Here is a 24,558-nt window from a genome sequence, read left to right as displayed (position 1 = left end):
GGCGGGACCCACCGGTCCCGTCGGGCGGCGTTCTCATCATCCGGACATGCGTCTCGCCATTTGGGAAGCCGAGTTCGTGGATCCGCGAAAGCCGCCTAGGCTCTCTCCCATGTCGACGACTCTGCTGCTGACCAAGCGGCGCGCGGTGGACAACTGCCGCGTCAGCTCGGCGCTGTGTCGACCCTGCTGACGGGTCGCTGAGTCTCCCGGTCTCCGCACCGGCTCACCCGTCGTCTCCGTGGCGCTGTCGCGCGCCCAGGCGTCGTCCTGTGCGTTCGTCGTGCTGCTCGTCCACGAGCAGGCGCCGCAGCATCGTCCGTCGTACCGCACATCGCAACCATCAGAAGGAATCACCATGAGCCGCGAGAATTCGCTCGTCTCCACCCAGTGGGTCGAGGACAACCTCGGCACCGACAAGGTCGTCGTCATCGAGGTCGACGAGGACACCACGGCCTACGACAAGGGTCACATCCCGGGCGCCATCAAGCTCGACTGGACCACCGACCTCCAGGACCAGGTCCGTCGCGACTTCGTCAACAAGGAGCAGTTCGAGGCGCTCCTGTCCTCGCGCGGCGTCGCCAACGACGACACCGTGATCCTCTACGGCGGCAACAACAACTGGTTCGCCGCCTACGCCTACTGGTACTTCAAGCTGTACGGCCACCAGGACGTCAAGCTGATGGACGGCGGCCGCAAGAAGTGGGAGCTCGACAGCCGCGAGCTCACCGACGAGCTGCCGACCCGCGCCGCCACGACGTACGTCGCCCAGGAGCAGGACCGCTCCATCCGGGCCTTCCGTGACGACGTCGTCGCCGCGATCGGCGCCCAGAACCTGGTCGACGTGCGCAGCCCCGACGAGTATGCCGGTCGCCTGCTCGCCCCGGCCCACCTCCCGCAGGAGCAGTCGCAGCGCGCCGGCCACATCCCGACCTCGGTCAACGTCCCGTGGAGCAAGAACGCCAACGACGACGGCACCTTCAAGTCCGACGAGGAGCTGCAGGCGCTGTACGCCGAGGTCGGCTTCGACGAGGACAAGGACACCATCGCGCTGTGCCGCATCGGCGAGCGCTCCTCGCTGACCTGGTTCGTGCTGCAGGAGCTGCTCGGCAAGAAGAACGTCAAGAACTACGACGGCTCGTGGACCGAGTATGGCTCCCTGGTCGGCGTCCCGATCGCGCTCGGCGACGAGCCCGGTGACGCCTGATGTGCGGCGCGAAGGTCGGCGGCCTGTCGCTTGACGGCGTCAACGTCGCCAAGGAGGCCGTGATCCAGGGCCAGGTCGTGCGCGGCACCGGCGACGACGCCACGCCCGTGGCGAGCGCCTACGTCCGGCTGCTCGACAAGACCGGCGAGTTCACCGCCGAGGTGCCCACCTCGGCCACCGGCCACTTCCGGTTCTTCGCCGGCGACGGCCAGTGGACCCTGCGCACCCTGGCGCCCAAGGCCGACCCGGTCGACCGCGTCGTCCAGGCGCAGACCGGCTCGGTCGCCGAGGTCCTCATCTCGCTCTGAGGCACCTGACGCCGACACGGCCCGGACGACGACGCTTGGGTTCACACGGTCGTCGCAACACCTCGAGTTTTGAGGAGTTGCGACGACCGTGTCGTTTTCGGAGGAGAAGGCCCGTCTTCTGCGGTTGGTCGATAGCGGGGTCCCGGTCCCCGCAGCCGCCACGGCTCTGGGAGTTTCGAAGGGTCGGGCTTACGAGCTGCTGCAGGCCGCCGGCCGTGGGCGGGGACCGAAGGCGAGGATCACCGAGGAGCATCGTCGGGTCGTGGTCGAGGTGTTCACCGCGACCGGCAAGGTCAATCGTGCCGCGATCGCGAGCGGACTGAGCCACGACGCCGCGCGTCGGATCCTGGTCGCGGCCGGCCTGGTCGCCCAGACCAAGAACAAGGCCGGCAAAGCGGATGCCAAGGCGAGGTTCTTCGAGCTGATCACCGACGGCTGGTCCTCAGCACGCGCCGCTCGCGAGGTCGGAGTCAACGAGCGCACCGCACGCGACTGGCGACGCGGGATCACCAAGACCAGCAACACGCGGACCTATCCCGACGGCACGGTCGTGGACTACGCCAGCGGCACCCGCTATCAGAAGGCTATGACGCCAGCTGCACGCGCCGAGGTCGCCATCAGTGAGCGGTACCTCTCCCTCGATGACCGGTTGGCGATCGCGGACGGCCTGGTCAACAAACACACACTGACCGCGATCGCGGCCGGGATCGGGAAGAACGTCTCGACCGTGTCACGTGAGGTCGCCCGACACCGTATCGAAGGCATCTACTTACCCCACCAGGCACACCGCGACGCCGCGGCCACGCGTGCCCGCCCCAAGCCGTCGAAGCTGGTCACCAACACCCGACTGCGTGCCGAGGTCGAGCACGGGCTGGAACGAAAGTTGTCGCCCGAGCAGATCTCGAACAGGCTCAGACTCGATCACCCCGACGACGAGAGCATGCGCGTGAGCCACGAGACGATCTACCAGGCGCTGTACTTCCAGGCCCGTGGCGGGCTCAAGCGCGAGGTCCAGACCGCGTTGCGCAGTGGCAGGACCCGCCGCAAACCGCACCGCCAGCCCGGGCAACGAACCCAGCGTTTCGTCGATCCCATGGTGATGATCAGCGACCGGCCGGCCGAGGTCGAGGACCGGGCCGTGCCCGGGCACTGGGAAGGCGACCTGATCATGGGCGCCGGCAACCAGTCAGCGATCGGGACCTTGGTCGAGCGTGCGACCCGGTACACGATGTTGCTGCACCTGCCCGAGGGGCACAACGCAGAACAGGTCCGTGACGCGCTGGTCGCGACCATCGCGACCCTGCCCGCACACCTGCGTGGGTCGTTGACCTGGGACCAGGGCTGCGAGCTGGCGCGGCACAAGGAGATCAAGACCGCGACCGATCTGCAGGTCTACTTCTGCGACCCGGCATCACCGTGGCAGCGCGGCACCAATGAGAACACCAACGGGCTGCTGCGCCAGTACTTCCCCAAGGGCACCGACCTGTCCGTCCACGGTCCAGAAGACCTCGAACACGTCGCCCAGGAACTCAACGGCCGGCCACGCAAAACGCTCGACTGGGAAACCCCAGCCGAGCGCCTGCATGATCTACTCACCACCTAGAACAACCAGCGGTGTTGCGACGACCCCTCGAATCCGCCACGTCGTCCGGGCCGTGTCGCGTTCCGGGCTCCTTCCGCGTCGGCCTGCCGCGCCGTCGGGTGCGTCCGGGGCGGGCTCAGCCGGTGGCCGGGACCGAGGAGATGGTCGCGAAGTGCGAGCCGTCGCGACCGGGCAGCCCGCGCAGGCCGCGGCCGGGGGTCCGCAGCGTGATCCGCACCCGGTCCGAGCGGAACAGGTCGTGGGAGAACTCGAAGGGCGTGCCGGTCGTGTCGTAGGTCGTGCGGGTGATCGACACCAGGGCGTCACCGGCCGCGACCCCGAGGAGCGCGGCCTCCTCGTCGGTGGCGTGCACCACCTCGACGACCTCCTCGGCGTCGGCGATGGCGATGCCGTAGTCGTTCTCGATCAGCTCGTAGATGGAACCGCCCAGGGGCTGCTCCAGCAGGCCGGGGAAGCGGTCGGCGGGCAGCCGGGCCTGGTCGAGCGAGAACGGGGTGCCGTCGGCGAGCCGCAGCCGGCGGATGTCGAGGACGAGGTCGCCCTCGGCGAGCTGGAGCGCGCGGCGCGTGGAGGCGTCGGCGACGCCCATCCGGGTGGCGACCACCCGGGTGCCGGCGGAGTAGCCCTGGCGCGCCAGGTAGGCGGGCACCCCGACCACCTTGGTCAGGTCGTGCTCGACCTTGGCGTGGCTGATGAAGGTGCCGCCACCGCGGCCGGCGACCCGGCGGACCAGGCCGGCCTCCTCGAGCGCGGCGAGCACCTGGCGCAGGGTGGCCCGGCTGACGCCGTAGTGCTCCGACAGCTCGCGCTCGCTGCCGAGCCGGGCACCGGGCGGGAGCGTGCCCGCACCGATGTCGGTCAGCATCCGGCGGCGGAGGTTCTCGGCGATGGCCGACTCGTTCGCCATGACCCGCTCCTCTCGCGACTCTCCCGGTCATCCGCCCGATCGGTCTGACCAGATTGTGAAACGGTACCCGATCGGTCCGCTCAGATCTCCTCGAGCGCCTGCAGCGACTCGGGCAGGATCTGGCCGCCGTCGACGACCAGACTCTGCCCGGTGACGTAGCCGGCCTCCTCGGTGGCGAAGAAGAGCGCGGCGTTGCCGATGTCGGCGACGCCGCCGAGCCGCTTCTGCGGGACGCTCGCGGCCATCGCGGTCAGGTACTCCTCGCCGAGGCCGTCGAGGCCCTCGGTGGCGATGTTGCCGGGCAGCACCGCGTTGATGGTGATCCCGCGCGGGGCCAGCTCGAGGGCGGCGGTGCGCACGAAGCCGAGCTGTGCGGCCTTGCTCGCGCCGTAGTGCGACCACCCCGGGTAGCCGGTGTGGGGACCGGTGATCGACGACGTCACGATCACCCGGCCCCGGCCGCTGGCGGTGAGCGGCTCCAGGCAGGCCTGGACCGCGAACACGGTGCCGTTGAGGTTGGTGGCCATCACCGTGGTGAGATCGTCGGCGGTCATCGCGTCGAGGCGGGCGGCCGGGAAGATGCCCGCGTTGGCGCACAGCACGTCGATGCCGCCGTGGCGCTCGAGCGCCACCGCCGCCATCCGGTCGCAGTCCTCGCGCCGGCTCACGTCGGCGACGACGTACGACGTCTCGCCGCCGAGCTGAGCGCACGCCGCGGTGAGCGACTCCTCGTCGCGCCCGGTGATCAGGACCCGGGCGCCCGCGCCCGCGAAGACGGCGGCGATGCCGCGGCCGATGCCCTTGCTGCCACCGGTGACGACGACCGAGCGTCCGGCGAGTGAGGTGAACATGGTGCTCCGATCGAGGAAGGTGGTCAGCTAGGAGGTGAGAGATGCGCCGTCCGACGCGACATAGCGCCGCGCCAGCTCGACGGTGCCGGCGGTGTAGCCGGGTCCGAGTTCCTGGCACTCACGGGAGTGCGCGTGCGAGCCCATCCAGGCGACGAGGAGCAGGCGGCGCATCATCACGAAGGTCGCGAGCATGTCCTCGTGCTCGGCCGCCAGCTCCGTGACGGAGCGGTAGCCGCGCAGCCACGCGGCCTGCCAGTCCGGCAGCCGCGGGTCGTGCTCGATGAACGAGACCGCCGTGCCGAAGTCGTACATGAACCACGAGTGGCCGCAGTCGTCGAAGTCGATCACGGTGACCTGGTCGCCCTCGACCAGCAGGTTGGCCAGCCGGAGGTCGGCATGGACCAGTCCGAACCGGTCCGCGCCCGTGCCGTACGACGCGAGCCGCTCGCGCACGACCTCGGCGGCGGCGCCGAGCGCCGCCTCCTCGACCGGCCCGACCCCGATCCCGTCCTGCCAGCGCCCCCACCGCGGGCGCTCGCCCAGGGAGTGCTCCCAGTCCCAGCTGAACCGGTGGAAGGCGTGGGGCGGGCGCCACGACCGGGCGTGCACGTGCATCCGCGCCGTGATCGCGCCGAGCGTCTCGAAGTCGGCGGTGCCCAGCGCCACGTCGTCGGGCTCGATCCCCGGCACCAGGTGGAAGAGCACGGCATGGCGCTCCTCGCCGTCGACGACGACCGTGGTGACCCACTCGCCCCCGGCCGTCGGCACCACCTCCGAGGTCGCCACCTCGGACTCCTCGCGCAGCGCCGCCAGCCAGGACAGCTCGCTCTCGATGTCGGCGCGCGAGTGGTAGCCCACCCGGTGCACGCGCAGGATGGCGCTGCGCTCGCCCTCCTCGACCAGGAAGGTCGCGTTCTCGGAGAGGTTGATCATCCGCAGCGTGCTGCCGGGGCCGAAGCCGTAGCGGGGGAGCACCTCCTCGGCGACCCGGGTGTCGGCCGCCGCCGCGGTCGCGGCCATCAGTGCTCCCGTCCCTCGATCGACTCCAGGACCTTGGTGATCCGGTCCCGGGCCACCTCGACGTCCTCGGTGCTGCCGCTGAGGTAGAGCCGGCCGGCCGCACCGATGAACTGCACGTCGACCATCGTGATGCCGGGCGCCGCCCGCTCGGCCTCGTTGGCGGCGACCGCCGCGAACAGGGCGGGCGCCATCTCGTAGACGAGCAGGGACTGTCCCGGCATGATCATCGACCCCGAACGGTTGCGGTTGAGGATCACCGCGTGCTGGTCGGTGATGCCCTCGATGATGTCGTGGTACAGCACCCGCGGGCGCAGCTGGTCACTGGCCGAGCTGCCGGTGCCGTCGAGGACGGCCTGGCCGGCGGCCACCACGTCCTCCAGGGACGAGGCGTGCAGCTCGAGCACCCCGAACTGCCGCTCCACGAAGAGGATGCCGGGCTCGACCGAGGGCGCGGCCCGCAGGGCCAGGTCGATCACGCGCTCGATCGCGAGCGCCGGGGCGACCTCGATGATCAGGGCGTGGTCGCCGGCGTACGGCGGGTAGCCTCGGGCCCGCGTGGGTGTGCCCAGGTAGGCGGCGAACTGCGGCTGCAGGTCCTCGACCATCAGGTAGACCCGCAGCTCCGCGCGGGCGTCGGTGGCGGCCATCGGACCTCCTCTTCTCGTGCTGGTGCTGGCTGGTGCTGGCTGGTGGGGGGCGGGCTACTTCGCGCTGACGTCGAAGTGGCCGCCGAGCTCGGCGTGCGGACGCGGGATCACGTGCACGCTGACGAGCTCGCCGACCTGCGACGCGGTCTCGGCGCCGGCCTCGGTCGCGGCCTTGACCGCGCCCACCTCGCCGGCGATGACGACGGCGACCAGGCCGTCGCCGACCTCCTGGCGGTCGGTGATGGTGACATTGGCGGCCTTGACCATGGCGTCCGCGGCGGCGAGCGCGGCGACGAAGCCCTTGGTCTCGATCATGCCGATGGCGGTGCTGGACATGTGGTGCTCCTTGGTTGTGCGGTGGGTGGTGCGGGTTGCGGTTGGCGGGGGCCGGCGGCGCCCCGACAGCGGGGGTCAGCCCGTGGGCTGGGTGTCGATCGAGCCGATGACCAGCGCGTCGACGGGGGGCGGCGTACCGGGGAACCAGGCGGCGGCGACCGAGCCCTGGGCGACCAGGACGGTCTCGCCGACGCCGCTGCCCAGGACGTCGAAGGCGACCAGGCGGCTGCCGCCCTCCACCTCGACCTCCAGGAAGGCGCCGTTGGGCAGGCCGTCGATCCTCTTGGTGGACCAGACGTTGCCGGTCACGACTGCTCTCAGCATCAGCGCTCCTTCTCGATGGGAACCCCCAGCGCGCGGGCCTTCTCGCGCGCCAGGGGAGTCAGCACGGCCTTCCGGCCGAGGACCAGCCGACGGCCCGCCTCGGCGGCCGCCTTGACCTGCCGCTCGGTCACCGCGCCGGCGTCGATCCGCTGCGCCGCCCGGGCCTCCGGTACGACGGCCGCGGCGCCGCCCTCGAGCCGGAAGCGCAGCCGTCCGGCCCGCAGGTCCTGGCGGTTCTTCGGGTTCTCGAACAGCGCGAGCAGCTGCCGCGCGAACCGGTCCAGGTCGGCGTCGTCCGCGATCCGCACCGGCTCGACGCGCTCGCGCAGCGCCGCCGGGGTCACGTGCTCGGCGCCCGCGACGCCGGCGGGAGGGGCCGGCGCCGCGGCGACCGGGGGTGCGGGCGCCGCCGGGGTCGCGGCGGGACCGACGAGGTCCGCGACGACCTCGCGGACGACGTCCGCGATGAGGGCCCGCAGGTCGGGAGAGGTCACGTGAGCCCTCGCAGCGCGTCCTCGGCCGCCTCGGCGGCCTGGCGTACGTCGGCCTCCTTGCCGGAGAGGTAGACCCGACCGGTGGCGCCGATCATCCGGTAGTCGACCACCTTGATGTCGGCGGCCTTCTCGGCCTCGTTGGTCGCCACGATCGCGTACGACGCGGGCTGCACCTCGAGCACGTACATCGACTCGCCCGGCAGCACCATCGACCCGATCTTGTTGCGGTTGATCAGGAAGGCGTGCTGGTGGTCGATCGAGCTGATGATCTTGCTGGCCAGGATCTGCGGCCGCACCGCGCTCGACGCGTCCGCGCCCAGTGCGTCGAGCACGCCCTCGGCGGCGGCCTTGACCGAGCCGGTCTCGCCGTGGAACTCGAGGTAGCCGAACTGGCGCTCGACCACGAGTACGCCCGCGGCGACCTCGGCGTGCTTGAGCGCGACGTCGGTGATCGGCTCGATGTCGATCCCGGGTGCCACCTCGATGATCTGCGCGGCCATGTGGGCGCGGGGCAGGGTGCCCTTGATCCAGGTGCCGAGATAGCACAGCGTCTGCGGCTGCAGCCGGTCGATGAAGATGAAGGAACGCAGTTCAGCCATGGGTCAGCCCTTGATGAGGTGGGAGAGTTCTTCGACGACGAGACGACGGACCTGCTCGCGGAAGGCCGCGTCGTCGGCACTCCCGCCGGAGGCCGTGGTGCGGGCGCCGATCCGGTCGATCAGCGCGTCGACCTGGACGGCGGCGGGCGCCCGGTCGTCGTTCGAGGCCAGCGGGTACGCCGGCACCGGGCTGCGGTGGTCGGCCCACGGGCTCAGCCCGGCGTACGACGGCATCGCCTCGGCGGGATCGGCGTCGTAGGCGATCCGGGTCCAGTCGACGAGGTGCTTCGGCTGGAGGTTCTCGCTGAGCGCACTGCGCCCGACGAAGCCGGTGCCGATGGTCATCGTCGGCGCCAGGTTGGTGTCGAGGCCCGAGCTGCCGGTGCTGTTGCCGACGTTGACCGACACCCGGAGCACCGGGACGTCGGCGGCATAGCGCATCACCGTGGCCGGATCGGTGGAGTGGATCGCCGCGCTGTGCCCGGCGCCGGCGATGCGTACGATCGCGCGGGCGGTCGCGATGCCGGTCGCCGCGTCGGGCACCCGGATCAGCCCGAGCACGGGGGAGAGCTTCTCGTGGGTGAGCGGCTCCTCGGGTACGGCCACGTCGAACGGAGCCACGAGCACCTGGGTGCGCGGGCCGACCCGGATCCCCGCCTGTTGGGCGATCCACGAGGCGTCCTTGCCGACGACGTCCACGTTGAGCCGGCCGTACGGGAACATGTAGTCGCGCAGCCGCTGGGCGTCGTCAGCGCCGAGCACGGCCGCGCCGGCCCGCTCCATCTCGCGCAGCAGGCGGTCGGCGACGGCGTCCTCGACGACGAGCACCGACTCGTTGGTGCAGAGCACGGAGTTGTCGAATGCCTTGCTCTCGACCAGGCGCCGGGCGGCGGCGCGCACGTCGGCGGTCGCGTCGACGAGCACCGGGACGTTGCCCGGACCGACGCCGATCGCCGGGTTGCCCGAGCTGTACGCCGAGCGCACGACGCCGGTGCCGCCGGTGGCGAGGATGACATTGGTGCGGGCGTCGCCCATGAGCGCCTCGACCAGGGGGATGGTCGGCTCGGCGACGCTCTGCACGATGCCGTCCGGCGCGCCTGCCTCGACCGCGGCCCGGGCCAGCAGCTGGGCCGCGTCGTGGCAGCACTCCTGGGCCATCGGGTGCGGGCTGACGACCACCGCGTTGCGGGTCATCAGGCTCAGGATCACCTTGAAGAAGACGGTGGCGACCGGGTTGGTCGAGGGCGTCAGCGCCAGCACCACGCCGGCCGGGCGGGGGACTTCGACGATCTTGTCGTCGACGCGGATCCGCGGGCTGACGAAGTCCTGGCCGGCATAGGTGTCGAGCAGGCCGCGCGAGCAGGCCTGGTTCTTGCGGACCTTGTGCTCGACGACGCCGAAGCCGGTCTCGCGCACCGCCCACTCGGCGTACTTCTGGGCGTTGGCGTGGGCCACCTCGGCGACCGCGCGGACGATCCGCTCGACGTCGCCGGGGGAGTAGGTCGCGAAGGCGCGGGCGGCCCAGCGGGCACGCTCGAGCATGTGCCCGGCCTGTGCGGGTGCGGTCACGGGTCCGGTCGGCTGGTCGGCCATCAGCTTGCCCTCCGGCGGGAGACAGCGGGATCGGCGGCCGCGCGGCCGATCGCCAGCGCGGTGCGGTCGAGGAGCTCCTCGACGAGCTCGGGGGTCATCAGGATCCCCGGCTTGTACTGCAGGACGCGCGGGTCGAGCGTGGAGAAGATCGCCCACACGCCGAGTGCGTAGAGCTCGCGCATGACGTACTTCGCCCCTTCCGGGTGGGCGAACTCCAGGCCGAGCACCACGCCGTTCTGGCGGATCCCGACGAACCAGTCGGGGTACTGGGCCTGCACCTGGCGCAGCCCGGTGCCGACCAGGTCGGCGATGTAGTGCACCATCGAGCGGACCTCGGGCCGCCGGCTGATCTCCAGGGTCTTGAGCGCGGCGACGCACCCGAGCTCGGCGCCGCCGAAGGTGGAGATGTGGCCGAAGCCGTCCTCGCGCAGCCACGCGCCGGCCCGCTCGCTGAGCAGCACCGCGGCGATCGGGTAGATGCCGCCCGACAGGCCCTTGCCGCTGACCAGGATGTCCGGCTCGATGCCGTGCTTGGTGATCCCCCAGAGCTCACCCGTCCGCATCAGGCCGGTCTGCACCTCGTCAGCGATGTAGAGGGCGTCGTACTTCTCGCAGAGGGCCTTGACCGCCTCGAGGTAGCCGGGGTCCGGCAGCGGGAAGCCGTACGTCGCGGGGATCGTCTCCATGATCACCGCGGCCACGTCGCGACCGCGCAGTGCCTGCTCCATGGCGTCGAGGTCGTTGAACGGGACCTGCGGGAACTCCTCGGGCCGGTCGGCGAGGAAGAGCTTGGAGAAGCGGTCGTCGCCGGTCGCGACGGCGAGCCCGGTGTGGCCGTGGTAGGCCTTCACGATCGAGACGATCTTGCGCTTCTGCATGGCGTGCCGGGCGCTCTTGAGGGCGATGTCGATCGCCTCGCCGCCGCCCGAGGCGTAGGCGACCTTGGTCAGGCTCGCCGGCGCCGACTCGACCAGCGCCTCCGCGAGCGCGGTCCGGCCCAGGGAGGGGAAGTGGTGGTTGCCGACGTCGAAGCGGTCCATCGCCCGCTTGACCGCGCCGACCACCTCGGAGTTGCGGTGCCCGAGGTTGTAGGTGCCGCCGTTGAGGTGGACGTCGATCAGCCGCCGCCCGTCCATGTCCCAGAGCAGGTAGCCCTCGCGGCGGTCGATCACCAGGTCGATCCCGCTGTCGGACCAGAACCTCGTCTTGTCCGGGTTCCAGTAGTGCGCCGACTTCTCGAGCATCTCTGCCTTCGAGTCGAAGCTGAACGCGTCGTAGTCGTGCATCGCCATCCCTTGGTGTCGGCGCCGTCTCGGTGGTCGCCGGAAGCCTTGTACCGAGAAGCCTGTTCAGTCAGACCGAAAAAGTCAATGGTCTGAAACCAGTAGAAATTGGACGAACCAAAACCTTGATTTGGTCTGTTCGGTAGTGCCAGCATGCGGAAGCTGGTGTGAGCCAGGACACAACCGGACGTGCCCGCGGGGCACGGGAGAGAGAGTCCGCATGTCTGCAGAGGAGACGCGTACCGCGTCCGAGGCCGAGACCGGGGTGCAGCGGCTCAAGCCGAACGCCGTCGGTCTGCTCGGGGTCATGTTCATGGCGGTCGCCACCGCAGCGCCGATCACCGCCATGGTCGGCAACGTCCCGATCGCGATCGGCTTCGGCAGTGGTGCGAACGCACCCGCCGGCTACCTGGTCGCGACCATCGTGCTCGGCCTGTTCGCGCTCGGCTACTCGGCGATGGCCAAGCACATCACCTCGACCGGGGCCTTCTACGGCTTCATCTCCCACGGCCTGGGCCGGGTCGTCGGCATGGGCGCGGGATCGCTGACCACGCTGGCGTACGTCGTCTTCGAGGCGGCCCTGGTCGGCATCTTCGCCTTCTTCGCGTCGAGCTTCTTCGCCACGCACACCGCGCTGGACATCTCGTGGATCTGGTACGCGCTGCTGATGCTCGCGGTCAACGCGGTGCTGACCTACTTCGACATCAACCTCACCGCCGTCGTGCTCGGCGGCTTCCTGATCACCGAGGTGGTCATGCTCGCCGCGATGACCATCTCGATCCTGGTCTCCGGCGGCGGCCCGCAGGGCTGGTCGCTGGGCTCGCTGAACCCGCTCAACGCCTTCCACGGACTGAGCGGGTCGGTCACCCATCCCGACACCGGCGCCACCCTCGCCGTCGCGGGCACGGCGGGTATCGGGCTGTTCTTCGCGTTCTGGTCGTGGGTCGGCTTCGAGTCGACCGCGATGTACGGCGAGGAGTCGCGCAACCCCAAGCGGATCATCCCGCTGGCCACCATGCTCTCCGTGCTCGGCATCGGCGGCTTCTACGTGATCGTGTCGTGGTCGGCCATCGTCGGCACCGGGCCGGACAACGCCGTCGCCCTCGCCCAGGACGGCTCGACCGCCGGGCAGATCTTCTTCGGGCCGGTCGAGCAGCACCTCGGGCACTGGGCGGTCGTGCTCTTCGAGTTCCTGCTGATGAGCGGCTCCTACGCGTGCGGCATGGCCTTCCACAACTGCGCTTCGCGCTACATCTACGCGATCGGGCGCGAGGACCTGGTGCCCGGCTTCGGCAAGACGCTGGGCGCGGCGCACCCGGTGCACGGCTCGCCGTACATCGCGGGCTTCGTGCAGACCACGATCGCGACCCTGATCGTGCTCGCGTTCTACCTCACCGACCGCGACCCGTACGCCCAGCTCTACGCGCTGATGGCGATCCTCGGCACCACCGCGATCCTCATCGTCCAGGCGCTGGCGGCGTTCTCCTGCATCGCCTACTTCCACGTGCAGGGCAAGCACCCCGAGACGGCCAACTGGTTCCGCACCCTCCTCGCGCCGCTCGTGGGCGGGATCGGCATGGTCTACGTGATCTGGCTGCTCGTCGAGAACGCCGGCTTCGCGGCCGGCGCGGCCGCCAGCGACATCGTCTTCAAGCTGTCGCCGTGGATCGTCGCCGCGGTCGGCCTGGCCGGGCTCGGCTTCGCGCTGTGGGCCAAGCGGTTCGCGCCGGAGCGGTACGAGACCATCGGCCGGGTCGTGCTCGAGGACACCCAAGAACGTGCCGACTGAGACGTCTCCTCGGACCTGCCCGGGAGGGCGGCGGAGGGCGTACGCTTCAGGGATCGCCAGCAGGGAGTCCCGATGAGCAGTCGTCCTTCGCCGCTCGACCTGGTGGCCGACGTGGCCGCCATCTGCGTCGAGCCCACCCCCGCGGCCGACCGGGCGGCGGCCGTGCTGCACCGGATCGGGGAGGCCATCCCCCTCGAGGCGGCGGCGCTGTCGACCTTCGACCCGGTCGAGGGCCGGCACTTCACCGTCGCCGAGATCGGCTACAGCGACCCGGTGCTCAGCTACCTCAACGACGGCTTCGTCAACGAGGACCCGGCCTTCCTCACCATGCGCTTCCGCAACCCGCGACCGCTGCGCTGGTGCGACATCCCCGACTACCGCAACATGTTCAGCGCCCACGAGGTCTTCATCCCCGGCGGCTTCGCCGAGGGGTCGACGACCTGCCTGTTCACCCGCGACGGGCGCTACACCGGCGCCCTTCACCTGAGCTCCGACTCGCCGTTGCCGATCAGCGACTCCGCCATCGAGACCCTGATCGCGCTGCAGCGGGTGATCGCGCCGGTGATGGACGCGATGCGGCCGCCGGTGGGACACACCTGGACCGACCTGCTCGAGGAGGCGGCCGAGGCGGCGCTGATCACCGCCGACCGCCGGCTGGTCACGCTGCCCGGCCTGCGCCGCGACCGGTGGCTGGCCGACGACTCCCCGCTGACCGCCGAGCTGCTGGCCGCCGCCGACGGCACGGTGCACCGCTTCGCCTGGGTCTCGCCGACCGGTCGCTGCCACGAGGTGCGCCGCACCCGGCTGGCCGCCGGCGTGCTGGTCACGCTGCGCGAGGCGGCGGCGCCGTACCGGCTCTCGCCGCGGGAGGTGCAGGTGCTCACCCTGGTCGCCACCGGCCTCGGCAACCCCGACATCGGGCTCGCGCTCTCGCTCAGCCCGCGCACGGTCGCGACCCACGTCGAGCACATCCTCGCCAAGCTCGGCTGCGCGACCCGGGTCGCCGCGGCGAGCAAGGCGGTGGCGGAGGAGATCGTCCCGCTTCCGGGGCCGCCCGCCACCCCCCTGCTCGTGCGCACCTGAGGCTCCTCGGTCCCGACTGCCTCAGGCGTCCAGCTCGACCGGCGTGCCGATCGTCCAGCCGCCGTCGACCAGCAGGTTGTCGCCGACCACGTGGTCGGCGAGCGGGCTGGCCAGGAAGAGCACCGCGTTGGCGACGTCCTGCGGGCTCGCCCAACGGCCGCGCGGGGTCTGCGCCGCCAGCGCGTCGTGGGTGGCCTGGTCGTAGAGCGCCGTCATGTGGGTGGTGACGAAGCCCGGCGCGACCGCGTTGACGTTGATCCCGTGCGCGGCGTAGTCGAGCGCCACCTGGCGGGTGAAGTTCACGATCGCGCCCTTCGTGGCGCAGTACGCCGCGAAGCCCGGGTTCCCGCGGAAGCCGCTGATCGAGCTGATGTTGACGATCTTGCCGGGGCTCCTGCGCGCCAGCAGGCCGCGCACCATCTCGCGGGTGCAGTGGAAGGTGCCGTCGACGTTGACCAGGAACTGGGTGCGCCAGGTCTCGTCGTCCGTCTCGTGCACGCTGCCCTCCCGCAGCACCCCGGCGTTGTTGACCAGGATGTCGAGGCCGCCGAGTCGCTCCTCGAGGTCGGCGAAGACCGACGCGACGTGAGCACTGGCCGTGACGTCGAGCTTCACGAACTCCGCGGAGCCGCCCGCGGCGACGATGACGGCGGCGGTGGCCTCGCCGCCCTCCCGGGCCTCCTCGGTGAGGTCGGCGACGACGACGTGGGCGCCGGCCTTCGCGAGGGTGGTGGCGATGGCGCGGCCGATGCCGGAGGAGGCTCCGGTGACCACGGCGTTCTTGGCACTGAGGTCGATCATGATCGGGTCCTTTCGGTGGAGGAGGGGTTCACTCGGCGCCGCACCAGTCGAGCGCGAGCGCGGCATAGGTGCGTGCGGCGAGACGCACCTCGTCGATGAGGCAGTACTCGTCGTCGGCGTGGGCGACCCGCAGGTCGCCGGGGCCGTAGCTGATCGCCGGGATCCCGGCGGCCGTCAGGAAGGAGCAGTCCTCGACGGCGCAGAAGCCGGCGACCGGCGGCGGCCCCTGGTACGCCGTCTGGCCCGACACCCGCTCGTGCGCGGCGGCCACCGCGCCGGTGATCGCGCTCGCCGCCTCGCCGGGGTCGTTGGCCGGCCAGTTGAGCTTCCACTCGACGACCGGCGGGTGCTCGCGCAGCCAGCCGTCCGTCTGCGCGATCGCCCGGATCTGGGCCTCGACCTCGGCCTTCACCGTCTCCGGGTCGTCCTGCGGCGGGTACCAGATGCAGTACTCGATCGTCATGTACTCCGAGAGGATGAACGGCACCAGGACCCCGTGCGGCCCGCCCTGGACGACGCCGGGATGGATGGTGAAGTGTCCCGGCGCGAAGAGCGGGTGGGTCTTCGTGAACGCCCACTCCTCCTCGAGGCGCTGCATCGCCTGGAAGACGAGCATGCCCTTGTCGATCGCGTTGACCCCGACGGCGCTGCCGCCGCCCCCGGCCCGGATCGTCTGCCCGCGCATCGAGGAGTGCGTGGCCTTGCCCTGCACGGTGACCGAGAACCAGAGCAGGCCCGGCGTCACCGGGATCACGCCGAGATTGGTCGGGCCGCTCGGCTCGGCGACCACCGCGGCGTCGGCCCGGTAGCCGTGCTCGATCGTCGAGGTCACCCCGCACTCGTGGTCCATCACCTCCTCACCGACGACCGCCTGGACGATCAGGTCGCCCTTCAGCGAGACGCCCGCGCGCTGCAGCGCCTTCACCGCGAACGCCTGGGCGACCAGCCCGGCCTTCATGTCACTGGCGCCACGGCCCCAGACCCGGTCGCCGTCGACCTTGCCGGAGAACGGGTCGCCGGACGTCCAGCGGTCGGGATTGCCGGGAGGGACCACATCGACGTGGCCGTTGAAGATCAGCGAGCGGCCACCGCCGGAGCCGGCGAGGGTGCCGACCGCGTTGTCGCGGCCCTCCTCGACGGCCCAGTACTCGACGTCGGCGCCGGCGTCCTCGTAGATCTCGCCGACCAGGCGGGACACCCGGCCCTCGAGGCCGACCACCTCGTCGTACACCTGGCCCGGGTACTTCGGGTTCACGCTCGGGATCGCGATGACCTCCGACAGCGTGGCGACGAGGTCGTCCTCGAGGGCGTCCACCGCCGCCAGCACGCGGTCATGGGTCTCCTGGGATGTCATGGCACAGCTCCGTTCGGAATCGGGTGGGATCGCGCGGGTCAGGGGGTGGGGGTCAGGGACGGCTCGGGCCGCGACCGGCCGGCCTCGAACAGCTCGTCGACGCGGCGGCGCTCGGCGTCCGAGTGGGGGAGCAGGTAGGCCAGCACGACGTACACGACGAGGTTGATCGCGAGGGCGAGTACGCCGCTGGTGAGGCTGCCGAGCCCCGGCATGTCGTCGGGGTACTTCCAGGTGAGGACCGCCGCGACCACGAAGCCGGTGCACATCGAGGCCAGAGCGGCGACCTTCGTGCCGCGCTTCCAGAACATGCCGAGGAACATCGGCACCGCGAGCTGGACGATGCCCTGGTAGGACATCTGCGCCAGCAGCTGCAGCCGTGGGTAGTCGAAGGCGATGTAGGCCACCACCGCCGAGGCCAGCATGTAGACCACCATCGAGCCCTTGGCGACGACCTTGAGCTGGAAGTCGGTGCGCGGGGAGATGACGTGCACGATGTCGTTGGCGATCTGCGCGCCGCACACCTGGACGCAGCCGTCGATCCAGCCCATGCTCGCGGCCAGCACGATCACCAGCGCCATGCCGAGCAGCCACTGGCCGCCGCGGTCGTAGAGCAGGGTGAACCAGCCGTCCTGCGGGGCGCCGGCGATGTCGGTCATCGAGGCGGCGGCGAGCGCCACCAGGGTCAGCATCAGGTAGAAGCCGCCTGCGACGAGCATCGTCTGCAGGGTGCCCTTCTTGACGCTGCGCACGCCCTTGGCGGTGTAGATCCGCTGGTAGCTCGTGGGCCAGCACAGCGAGCCGATGACGCCGGTGACGATGAGGGAGAAGAGGTACCAGGGGCCGTAGCCGCCACCGTCACCCGGGACCACGAGCAGGCTGTCCGGCAGGTCCTTCAGCGCCGTGAAGCCGCCGGCGTCGGCCGGGCCGAACAGGATGCCGAGGCAGACCAGCGCGGCCAGGCCGTAGGCGACGATGCCCTGCACCAGGTCGGTGATGACCAGGCCGCGCATGCCCATCTGCACGGTCCAGATCTGGCGCACCGCGATCACCGCGACACCCACGACCAGGCAGGTGGTGACCGACCACTGGCCGAAGCTGGCGAAGCGGAAGATCAGGCCCATCGCCTGCATGCCCAGCACGATCCACGGGAACAGGCACACGACGCCGATCGCGCTCGCGATCACCCGCACCGCCTGCGACTGGAAGCGCAGGCCCAGCATGTCCGGCTGGGTCTTCAGGTCGTACCGCTTGCCCCACAGCCAGGCCCGCTCGGCCATCAGGTACATCGCCGTCACGCCGAGCAGCGAGTAGGCGAGGGCGTAGAAGCCGAGCACGCCCGCGCCGACGCTCAGCCCGAAGAAGGCGGTGTACGTCGCGCCCGGCCACCACGAGTTGGTGTAGGACATCGCGATGTACCAGCTGCTGAACGAGCGCCCGCCGACGGCGTAGTCGGAGAACGACTTGGCGCTGCGGTTGGTCGCGTAGAGCACGAAGACGATGAGCGCGAAGAACGCCGTCAGCATGCCGAGCGTGACGGCCATGGAGCCGGTCATGGTGGACATCAGGCCGCCACCTCCTCGGGCTCCTCGCCCACCTCGCCGCGGATGTTCTCGAAGATCCACAGCAGCCACACCGCGCCGGTGGCGAGCAGGGCGTCGAAGATCCAGTACGCGACGCTGAACGGGACGCCGAGGATCGGGCTGTCGATGCCGCTGCCCGCCAGGTACAGCGGCGGGAACACGGCGAGCAGGATGCTGGCTCCGAAGAGCAGCCAGAAGATCGTCATCTTGGTCCGTGACGACATCGCACGGATGGCGCTTGTCATGGGTCCTCCAGGGTTCGGTCTGACCGAGATGGCCCGAAACTATGTGCGCCAGGTCACGTCCGGTATCGGCTCAGGTGCCCGACTCCGGGCCGCCGAAGGCCCCCGGCATCCGTCAGTTGACGGATGCCCACGCCTGGGAAAAGCGGCTCACGCCTCGGACACCACGGTCCGACCGAAGGGCGCCGCGGTGGAATAGCGAGGACCCCGACGAGGTTGGAGGAAGTCGTGACCGGACTCGTGCTCCTCGTGCTCGCCGTCGCCGCGGCGGCCGGCTTCGGGCTGTACCGCCGGCGTACCGACGGCAGCTTCGCGTCCGCGCCGGCCGTCGGTGCCGCGTGGTCCTCGGTCAGCGCCGCCGTTCCCGACGCCGCGCTCGGGGAGCGGGCCACCCTGGTCCAGTTCTCCAGCGCCTTCTGCGCGCCCTGCCGCACCACCCGGGTGGTGCTCGCCGACGTCGCCGGCAAGGTCGACGGCGTCGCCCACGTCGAGATCGACGCCGAGCAGCATCTCGACCTGGTCCGCGCGCTCGACGTCCGGCGCACGCCGACCACCCTGGTCCTCGACCGCCACGGTCACGAGCTCACCCGGGCCGCCGGCGCCCCGCGCCGGGAGCAGGTCCTCGCCGCCCTTCCCGCGCTCCAGGAGTCCTGATGTCCACCCCTGCTCCCACCCCCGCTCCCACCGTCGCCGGCATCGACCCCCGCGGCCCCCGCTTCACCGCCGCGATCACGCTCGTCGTCTTCGCCGTCGCCCTGCTGCTCTCCGACGCCGCGCCCGCCGCCGCCGCGGTCCTCACCGGTGTCCAGGCGGTGCTCTTCGCGGTCGGCGCCGGTCTCGGCGTACAGAGGACGCCGACCGGCCTGCTCTTCCGGCGGCTGGTCCGGCCCCGGCTGTCCGCCCCCGACCACCTCGAGGACCCCGCACCGCCCCGCTTCGCCCAGGGCGTCGGGCTGGTCTTCGCGGTCGTCGCGACGATCGGCTTCGCCACCGGAGCGGTGCTGCTCGGCCAGGTCTTCGCCGCCCTGGCCTTCGTCGCGGCCTTCCTGAACGCGGTGTTCGCGTTCTGCCTGGGGTGCGAGATGTACCTGCTGGGGTTGCGTCTGTCTCGTCGTATCTGACGAACGGGCTGCGAAATCGCGTCGCTGACAGCCCATCCGTCAGATGCGACGACGGCGACCCAGCCACTGCTCGCGCTGGTACGCCGTCAGCGCCCGCCGCGCTGAGACCGTCGAGGTGTCGACCCACCACCAGGGCGGCTCGGTGGTCCACGACCGCCGACCAGCGGAGGCGTCTGCCCCCACGTCCACCCGCTCGTACGCCCCGTGGAGTCGCCGGACGAAGCGCTCGCGCTCGTGTGGTCCCGACAACGTGGTGACGACCTCGATGCGGTGGCGGCGGGCGAGCTCGTGGCGAGTCAGGTCCCGGCTCCGCTGCTCGCGTGGGGCGTGGTCCTCCCCGTCGTACTCGCCGGCGACACCGGCCTCGACATCGAGCAGGTCGGGAGTGAAGAGATGCCTGCCCGCGAGGTCGAAGACGGGTGCGTTGCACACCAGCGTCCGCGCCGGGAAGACTCCCTTCCAGAGCAGCCGCGTCGTGACCTCGGTCGGGGACCAGGCGTTCTCGTCACCCTGCTCGATGGCGCGTCTGAGCCGCCGGGTGCCGGGCCGCGGGCCGAGGCGGGCGGCGTACCTGGCCAGCCCGGAGAGGGAGACCAGGTCGTCGTAGGCCCCCATGTCGACGTACCGCGTCGCCTCGAGGTCGTTGCGCGCGGTGCGCGCGAGGTGGGTCACCGACCGGTCGGGCACGGTCACCGGAATGCCGTCGACCCAGATGACGTCGTCGTCGAAGAGCCACTCCTCGACGAGGTGCACGCCCGGCCGTGGCCGCGCCGTCTGCTGGTGACCGAGCGCGATCTCGACGTCCAGGTGATGTCCGTCGGCGTCGACGCCGTCGAACCACCTGGCGCCCAGCAGGTGGAGCCCGGCCCAACCGGTGACGGCCGATCCAGCGGGGAAGGGCGCGATCGCCTCGACGATGCGCTGGTCGGTCCGGCTCCGGTCGGTGTCTGCCGGCACGTAGTGCCACGGTGCGACCTTGATCCATCGCGGCCCACGGGCCTGGCCTCGGGTGGGTCCGGCCCGCCCGGTCGGATCCACGCGGACGGGCGCCACGACGCCGTCTCGAGAGAGATGGGGCAGTTCCATGCGACCGAGCATGGATCTCATCGGGAGCTCGCGGATTCGCCCTCCACAGGGTGGGGTCACCGGGGAGCCGCGCATCTGACGAATGGGCTGTATCAGGTCGGGCTTGGCAGCCCATTCGTCAGATGCGCGGCGACAACCAGCCCCTACGGCGACTCGAGCAGCACCGTGAACGGGCCGTCGTTGACCGAGCTCACCTTCATGTCCGCGCCGAAGACCCCGCGCTGGACGGGGGTCCCGGCCGCTTCGAGCGCGGCGCACACCGCTTCGTAGAGCGGCTCGCTGACCACGCCGGGAGCGGCGGCGACCCAGGTGGGACGCCGGCCCTTGCGCGCATCGCCGTACAGCGTGAACTGGGAGACGACGAGCACCGGACCGCCGGTCTCGCCGACCGAGCGCTCGCCGTCGAGGATCCGCAGGTCGCGGATCTTGCGGGCCATCCACGCCACCTCGGCGTCGCCGTCGGCGTGGGTGACGCCGAGATAGACGAGCAGCCCGGGGGAGTCGATCGCCCCGACCACGGCGCCGTCGACCACGACGGAGGCCGAGGCCACCCGCTGCAGGACGGCGCGCATCAGTCGACGACCTCGGCGACCAGGTCCGCCACCACGCGCTGCTCCTCGGCGTACGGATGCCAGTACAGGGCCTGCTTGCCCGCGGTCGGCTTGATGCCGGCGATCCACGGGTCCTCGGCGCAGATGTCGTGGCCGCGGGTCGCGTCCACCGTGTCGACGTACGTCGCCCCGCCGGCCTCGGCCGCGGCCTTCGCGGAGGCGTTGAGGCTCGCCACGATGCCCCGGACGAGGGGCAGGTCGCCCCGGGCGATGCCGAGGTTCGCGCAGGTCTCCTGCTCCGGGAAGATCGTCGGGTAGCCGACCAGCACGACCTGGGCGTTCGGCGCCCGCTTCGCGACCGCCTCGACGACGGCGGTCAGCCGCGGGGTCATCTGGGCCAGGGCCGCCCGGGTGCTGTTGGCGCCGGCCGCCGCGTCGGCGTCGGTGCACGGCGTACCGGTCGGATCGGCCATCCCGAGCTGCACGCACTTCACGAAGACCCGGATGGTCAGGCCGAAGTCGTTGAACCCCAGCCCGATCGTGACCAGGTCGGTGTCCTCGCCGACGGCCTCGATCTGCGGGGCCAGCGTGGTGCCGAGCGCGTCGTACTCGCCCAGCACGGCCTCGGTCGACGCCCCCGAGCAGCTGACGTCGGTGAGCTTCAGGTCCAGGTCGTGGGCGAGCAGGTGGGGGTAGTTGTCCTTCGAGCGCCGGCACGCCGCGGGTGAGTCGGCGCTGCCCACACCCGGGGCGGCGGCATAGGAGTCGCCGAGGGCGGCGTACTCGCGCCGCTCGCTGCCGGACGACGACGTCTCGCACGCGCTGAGCGGGACCGCCAGGGCGGCCGCCAGAAGCAGGGCGGTGGGGCGACGCATGGCTGAACTCTCTCAGTAGACGAGGGCCTGGACGTGCTCGCCCAGCACTTCCTCGACGAACACCGGCGCCCCCTTGATCCGTACGCCGGCGACCAGGTCGGACTCGTCGAGGGAGCGTCGCGCGGCGCACTGCCCGCACACCGTCACCGACCCCGACGCCAGGACCGCGTCGATGAGGTCCGGCAGCGGCGTCGCGAGCGGCAGCTCCAGCTCCGCGGCCCGGCCCGGCACCGCCAGCCAGGCCGCCTCGCCGGTCAGCCACAGCGACACCGGCACGCCCGAGACGGCGGCCGCGGCGGCCACGGTGAACGCCTGGTTGCAGCGCTCCGGGTCGTCCGCTCCGCAGGTGACCTTGACGACCAGGCTGCGCGACATGGGGCTGAGCCTACGCAGTCGCCATCGATCAGCGATTCCCTAGACTGGTTGACCGTGGCCTTCGAACTTCCCGACAACCTGCACCCGAACTGCGGCCCGATCGCGTGGATGCTCGGCACCTGGCGTGGCAACGGCCACGGCGACTACCCGACGATCGAGTCCTTCCAGTTCGGTCAGGAGCTGATCTTCACCCACGACGGCCGGCCGTTCTTCCACTACATGGCGCGCTCGTGGATCATCGACGAGAACAACGAGAAGGTCCGCGACGCCGCGATCGAGACCGGCTTCATCCGGGGCGTGGGCGAGGGCCGCTTCGAGATCCTGCTGACCCACAACACGGGGATCGCGGAGATCTGGGAGGGCGAGGCCGACAACGGCAAGTTCGAGTGGACGACCGACGCGGTCGCGCGCACCGAGACCGCCAAGGAGTACGTCGCCGGCAAGCGCCTGTACGGCAACGTCGAGGGCGACCTCCTCTACGCCTTCGACATGGCCGCCATGGGCCAGCCGCTCCAGCCGCACCTGTGGGCGAGGCTGAAGCGTGCCTGACGACGCCGACTGGCGCGCCGCCCTGCGTGAGCGGGGCTACCGCCTCACGCCCCAGCGCGAGCTGATCCTCGGCGCCGTCGACGAGCTCGGCCACGCCACGCCCGACGAGGTGCTCGCCCACGTGCAGCGCACGGTGAGCACGATCAACGCCTCCACCGTCTACCGCACGCTCGAGGTGCTCGAGGAGCTCGGCCTGATCCGGCACGCGCACCTCTCCGACCGGGCGCCGACGTACCACTCGACGCGGGGGCACGTGCACTTCCACCTGGTGTGCCGGGGCTGCGGCGAGGTGATCTCGGTCGACGAGGCCGAGGCGGCGCCCTTCGTGGCGGCCCTGGCCACCCGGGGCTTCGTCCCCGACCTGGGCCACCTCACGGTCTTCGGCCGCTGCGCCCGCTGCGAAGGGGAGAACCCGTGACCACCGTGCTGACCTATGGCACCTTCGACCTGTTCCACATCGGCCACCTGCGGCTGATCGAGCGCCTCGCCGGGCTCGGCGACCGGCTCGTCGTCGGCGTGTCCACCGACGAGTTCAACGCCGGGAAGGGCAAGCGGTCGGTCGTCTCGTACGACGACCGGGCGGCCATCGTCGGCGCCATCAAGGGCGTCGACCTGGTCATCCCCGAGCGCTCCTGGGAGCAGAAGCGCGCCGACATCGTCGAGCACGGCGTCGACCTGTTCGTGATGGGCGACGACTGGGCCGGGAAGTTCGACGACCTCTCCGACGTTTGCGAGGTGAGGTACCTGCCCCGCACCTCGGGTGTGTCGAGCACCGAGATCAAGGAGATGCTCCGCACGCTCGACCCGGCACACATCGAGGAGATGCAGGCAGCCCTCGGCACGTTGACCAGACTCCTCGAGCACTACCGGGACCTCACATGACCTCGCCCCTCCTCGACCTCCCCGGCGCCGTCGCCGGCGAAGGCATCGACGCCGCCGTCGCGGCCCACTACGGCAGCCTCTACGGCGAGCAGCGCGCGCTCGCGGCCGGTGAGGGCTTCGTCGACCTCTCCCACCGCGACGTGCTCCGGATCGCCGGCCCCGACCGGCTGACCTGGCTGCACTCCCTGACCACCCAGTACTTCGAGGGCCTGGCCGCCGGCCAGTGGGTCTCGGCGCTGGTGCTCTCCCCCCAGGGGCACGTCGAGCACGCCTTCACCGGCGTCGACGACGGCGAGGCGTTCACCGCCCACACCGAGCCGGGGCGGGCGGCCGCGCTCATCGAGTTCCTCGAGCGGATGAGGTTCATGATGCGCGTCGAGATCAGCGACGTGACCTCGTCCGTCGCCGTCGCCTGGCGCCCGGTCGGCGAGGGCCGCTACGACCTGGTGCCGCGCGACCAGCTGGCGTCGTACGCCGAGGCGGCGGGGCCGGCCGCGGGCCTGTGGGCCTTCGAGGCGCTGCGGATCGAGCGGGGCGAGCCGCGCTTCGGCATCGACACCGACGAGCGCACCATCCCCAACGAGGTCGGCTGGATCGTCGACCGGCCCTGGGGGGCGGTCCACCTCGACAAGGGCTGCTACCGCGGTCAGGAGACCGTCGCGCGCATCCACAACCTGGGCCGCCCGCCCCGCCGGCTCACCCTGCTCCACCTCGACGGCTCCGAGAACCGGCTCCCGACCCCCGGCACCGAGGTGCTGCCCGAGGCGGGCGGCCGGGCCGCCGGCCTGGTCGGCTCCTCGGCCCGCCACCACGAGCTCGGCCCGATCGCGCTGGCGCTGCTCAAGCGCAACACCGACGTGACCGCGCCGCTCGTCGTCGACGGACTGCCCGCCGCCCAGGAGGTCCTGGTCGACCCCGAGGTCGGCCTGCACTTCCGCCCCCACCGACCCGGCTCGAACTAGCCCCCGAATCGCGCCGACCCGGCAGAAACTGGCTCGTCAATCGGGCCGACCCGGCAGAAACTGGCTCAAAAAGCACGCCGACCCGGCAGAAGTTACCTTCTGCCGGGTCGGCGCGTTCCCGGAGCCAGTTTGTGCCGGG

At 71.1% G+C, this 24,558-nt stretch carries 29 protein-coding genes and 1 pseudogene; 12 read left to right on the top strand and 18 right to left on the bottom strand.

All coding sequences use genetic code 11. The features are described 5' to 3' along the window. The first annotated feature begins 46 nt into the window (after window positions 1–46). The 4 genes and pseudogenes from JOD66_RS29725 to JOD66_RS07630 all read left to right on the top strand — a co-directional run. Window positions 47–190 carry a putative leader peptide gene (locus JOD66_RS29725; protein ID WP_372442485.1) on the top strand — a complete coding sequence of 48 codons (144 nt, stop codon included), beginning with the start codon at window positions 47–49 and terminating at the stop codon, window positions 188–190. Between the two features lie 165 nt (window positions 191–355). Further along, entirely contained in the window at window positions 356–1,204 is an 849-nt protein-coding gene (locus JOD66_RS07640) for a sulfurtransferase (protein WP_204836300.1), read from the top strand. After that, window positions 1,204–1,512, top strand: a complete 309-nt coding sequence (locus tag JOD66_RS07635; RefSeq protein ID WP_204836299.1) for a DUF1416 domain-containing protein — start codon at window positions 1,204–1,206, stop codon at window positions 1,510–1,512. The genes JOD66_RS07640 and JOD66_RS07635 overlap by 1 nt, the downstream gene beginning before the upstream one ends. A gap of 424 nt (window positions 1,513–1,936) precedes the next feature. After that, window positions 1,937–3,112 (top strand): annotated as a pseudogene (locus JOD66_RS07630) (IS30 family transposase); the annotation flags it as partial. A 118-nt stretch (window positions 3,113–3,230) separates the two neighbouring features. Here JOD66_RS07630 and JOD66_RS07625 read toward each other — a convergent pair. The 10 genes from JOD66_RS07625 to JOD66_RS07580 form a co-directional block, all read right to left on the bottom strand. After that, window positions 3,231–4,022, bottom strand: a complete 792-nt coding sequence (locus JOD66_RS07625) for a GntR family transcriptional regulator (RefSeq protein ID WP_204836298.1) — start codon at window positions 4,020–4,022, stop codon at window positions 3,231–3,233. Between the two features lie 80 nt (window positions 4,023–4,102). Continuing rightward, window positions 4,103–4,873, bottom strand: a complete 771-nt coding sequence (fabG, locus tag JOD66_RS07620) for a 3-oxoacyl-ACP reductase FabG (RefSeq protein ID WP_204836297.1) — start codon at window positions 4,871–4,873, stop codon at window positions 4,103–4,105. Window positions 4,874–4,900: 27 nt separating this feature from the next. After that, entirely contained in the window at window positions 4,901–5,893 is a 993-nt protein-coding gene (locus tag JOD66_RS07615) for a phosphotransferase enzyme family protein (protein ID WP_204836296.1), read from the bottom strand. After that, a complete protein-coding gene (locus tag JOD66_RS07610) occupies window positions 5,893–6,540 on the bottom strand; it encodes a microcompartment protein (RefSeq protein WP_204836295.1) in 648 nt (215 codons plus the stop codon). Before JOD66_RS07610 ends, JOD66_RS07615 begins: the two co-directional genes overlap by 1 nt. Window positions 6,541–6,594: 54 nt before the next feature. Then, complete coding sequence (locus JOD66_RS07605) at window positions 6,595–6,876, bottom strand: BMC domain-containing protein (RefSeq protein ID WP_204836294.1); 282 nt, start codon at window positions 6,874–6,876, stop codon at window positions 6,595–6,597. Window positions 6,877–6,951: 75 nt separating this feature from the next. Continuing rightward, window positions 6,952–7,200: a EutN/CcmL family microcompartment protein gene (locus tag JOD66_RS07600; RefSeq protein WP_204836293.1), complete on the bottom strand. Its 249-nt coding sequence runs from the start codon at window positions 7,198–7,200 to the stop codon at window positions 6,952–6,954. Beyond that, entirely contained in the window at window positions 7,200–7,694 is a 495-nt protein-coding gene (locus tag JOD66_RS07595; RefSeq protein WP_204836292.1) for a hypothetical protein, read from the bottom strand. Before JOD66_RS07595 ends, JOD66_RS07600 begins: the two co-directional genes overlap by 1 nt. Continuing rightward, the gene (locus JOD66_RS07590; protein WP_204836291.1) at window positions 7,691–8,293 is read right to left on the bottom strand and encodes a BMC domain-containing protein; all 603 of its coding nucleotides are present in this window, start codon (window positions 8,291–8,293) and stop codon (window positions 7,691–7,693) included. Before JOD66_RS07590 ends, JOD66_RS07595 begins: the two co-directional genes overlap by 4 nt. 3 nt (window positions 8,294–8,296) lie before the next feature. After that, the gene (locus tag JOD66_RS07585) at window positions 8,297–9,886 is read right to left on the bottom strand and encodes an aldehyde dehydrogenase family protein (RefSeq protein WP_204836290.1); all 1,590 of its coding nucleotides are present in this window, start codon (window positions 9,884–9,886) and stop codon (window positions 8,297–8,299) included. Beyond that, a complete protein-coding gene (locus tag JOD66_RS07580; protein ID WP_204836289.1) occupies window positions 9,886–11,172 on the bottom strand; it encodes a class-III pyridoxal-phosphate-dependent aminotransferase in 1,287 nt (428 codons plus the stop codon). Before JOD66_RS07580 ends, JOD66_RS07585 begins: the two co-directional genes overlap by 1 nt. 217 nt (window positions 11,173–11,389) lie before the next feature. On the opposite strand from JOD66_RS07580, the gene JOD66_RS07575 reads away from it, so the two are divergent. Continuing rightward, the gene (locus JOD66_RS07575) at window positions 11,390–12,958 is read left to right on the top strand and encodes an APC family permease (RefSeq protein ID WP_204836288.1); all 1,569 of its coding nucleotides are present in this window, start codon (window positions 11,390–11,392) and stop codon (window positions 12,956–12,958) included. A gap of 72 nt (window positions 12,959–13,030) precedes the next feature. Then, window positions 13,031–14,041, top strand: coding sequence for a response regulator transcription factor (locus JOD66_RS07570; protein WP_204836287.1), 1,011 nt, complete (start codon window positions 13,031–13,033; stop codon window positions 14,039–14,041). 21 nt (window positions 14,042–14,062) lie between these two features. Here the strand turns inward: JOD66_RS07570 and JOD66_RS07565 are convergent, their stop codons facing one another. The 4 genes from JOD66_RS07565 to JOD66_RS07550 are packed head-to-tail and all read right to left on the bottom strand — an operon-like array spanning window position 14,063 to window position 18,021. After that, window positions 14,063–14,842 (bottom strand): SDR family NAD(P)-dependent oxidoreductase, encoded by a 780-nt coding sequence (locus tag JOD66_RS07565; protein ID WP_204836286.1) that lies wholly within the window; start codon window positions 14,840–14,842, stop codon window positions 14,063–14,065. A gap of 28 nt (window positions 14,843–14,870) precedes the next feature. Further along, window positions 14,871–16,196, bottom strand: coding sequence for a M20 family metallopeptidase (locus JOD66_RS07560; RefSeq protein WP_204836285.1), 1,326 nt, complete (start codon window positions 16,194–16,196; stop codon window positions 14,871–14,873). Window positions 16,197–16,234: 38 nt separating this feature from the next. Beyond that, window positions 16,235–17,758 carry a sodium:solute symporter family protein gene (locus JOD66_RS07555; RefSeq protein ID WP_204836284.1) on the bottom strand — a complete coding sequence of 508 codons (1,524 nt, stop codon included), beginning with the start codon at window positions 17,756–17,758 and terminating at the stop codon, window positions 16,235–16,237. Then, the gene (locus JOD66_RS07550; RefSeq protein ID WP_204836283.1) at window positions 17,758–18,021 is read right to left on the bottom strand and encodes a hypothetical protein; all 264 of its coding nucleotides are present in this window, start codon (window positions 18,019–18,021) and stop codon (window positions 17,758–17,760) included. Before JOD66_RS07550 ends, JOD66_RS07555 begins: the two co-directional genes overlap by 1 nt. Before the next feature lie 225 nt (window positions 18,022–18,246). Here JOD66_RS07550 and JOD66_RS07545 point away from each other — a divergent pair, with 225 nt between their 5' ends. Both JOD66_RS07545 and JOD66_RS07540 read left to right on the top strand, forming a co-directional pair. Then, the gene (locus JOD66_RS07545) at window positions 18,247–18,672 is read left to right on the top strand and encodes a TlpA family protein disulfide reductase (RefSeq protein WP_307823373.1); all 426 of its coding nucleotides are present in this window, start codon (window positions 18,247–18,249) and stop codon (window positions 18,670–18,672) included. Then, on the top strand, window positions 18,672–19,139 hold the full coding sequence (locus JOD66_RS07540) for a DUF4395 domain-containing protein (RefSeq protein WP_204836281.1): 468 nt from the start codon (window positions 18,672–18,674) through the stop codon (window positions 19,137–19,139). The genes JOD66_RS07545 and JOD66_RS07540 overlap by 1 nt, the downstream gene beginning before the upstream one ends. A gap of 39 nt (window positions 19,140–19,178) precedes the next feature. On the opposite strand, the gene JOD66_RS07535 is transcribed toward JOD66_RS07540, so the two are convergent. The 4 genes from JOD66_RS07535 to JOD66_RS07520 all read right to left on the bottom strand — a co-directional run bounded on the left by JOD66_RS07535 (window position 19,179) and on the right by JOD66_RS07520 (window position 22,026). Next, on the bottom strand, window positions 19,179–20,096 hold the full coding sequence (locus JOD66_RS07535; protein WP_204836280.1) for a hypothetical protein: 918 nt from the start codon (window positions 20,094–20,096) through the stop codon (window positions 19,179–19,181). Window positions 20,097–20,368: 272 nt separating this feature from the next. Continuing rightward, window positions 20,369–20,797 carry a D-aminoacyl-tRNA deacylase gene (gene dtd, locus JOD66_RS07530; RefSeq protein WP_204836279.1) on the bottom strand — a complete coding sequence of 143 codons (429 nt, stop codon included), beginning with the start codon at window positions 20,795–20,797 and terminating at the stop codon, window positions 20,369–20,371. Next, the gene (locus JOD66_RS07525; protein WP_204836278.1) at window positions 20,797–21,651 is read right to left on the bottom strand and encodes an SGNH/GDSL hydrolase family protein; all 855 of its coding nucleotides are present in this window, start codon (window positions 21,649–21,651) and stop codon (window positions 20,797–20,799) included. Before JOD66_RS07525 ends, dtd begins: the two co-directional genes overlap by 1 nt. A 12-nt stretch (window positions 21,652–21,663) precedes the next feature. Beyond that, on the bottom strand, window positions 21,664–22,026 hold the full coding sequence (locus tag JOD66_RS07520) for a DsrE family protein (protein WP_204836277.1): 363 nt from the start codon (window positions 22,024–22,026) through the stop codon (window positions 21,664–21,666). Window positions 22,027–22,080: 54 nt separating this feature from the next. Between JOD66_RS07520 and JOD66_RS07515 the strand changes: the two genes are divergently transcribed. Genes JOD66_RS07515 through ygfZ form a run of 4 tightly spaced genes read left to right on the top strand, consistent with a single transcriptional unit; the run spans window position 22,081 to window position 24,419 of the window. Then, window positions 22,081–22,575, top strand: coding sequence for a heme-binding beta-barrel domain-containing protein (locus JOD66_RS07515; protein WP_204836276.1), 495 nt, complete (start codon window positions 22,081–22,083; stop codon window positions 22,573–22,575). Then, entirely contained in the window at window positions 22,568–22,993 is a 426-nt protein-coding gene (locus JOD66_RS07510) for a Fur family transcriptional regulator (RefSeq protein ID WP_204836275.1), read from the top strand. The genes JOD66_RS07515 and JOD66_RS07510 overlap by 8 nt, the downstream gene beginning before the upstream one ends. Further along, complete coding sequence (locus JOD66_RS07505; protein WP_204836274.1) at window positions 22,990–23,457, top strand: adenylyltransferase/cytidyltransferase family protein; 468 nt, start codon at window positions 22,990–22,992, stop codon at window positions 23,455–23,457. The genes JOD66_RS07510 and JOD66_RS07505 overlap by 4 nt, the downstream gene beginning before the upstream one ends. Further along, a complete protein-coding gene (ygfZ, locus tag JOD66_RS07500; protein ID WP_204836273.1) occupies window positions 23,454–24,419 on the top strand; it encodes a CAF17-like 4Fe-4S cluster assembly/insertion protein YgfZ in 966 nt (321 codons plus the stop codon). Before JOD66_RS07505 ends, ygfZ begins: the two co-directional genes overlap by 4 nt. The last annotated feature ends 139 nt before the right edge of the window (window positions 24,420–24,558 follow it).

This window comes from Nocardioides nitrophenolicus, assembly GCF_016907515.1.
In the GTDB taxonomy this organism is placed as follows: Bacteria; Actinomycetota; Actinomycetes; order Propionibacteriales; family Nocardioidaceae; genus Nocardioides; species Nocardioides nitrophenolicus.
Note: the sequence above shows the minus strand (reverse complement) of the source record. Positions and strands in the feature narration are given on the sequence as shown.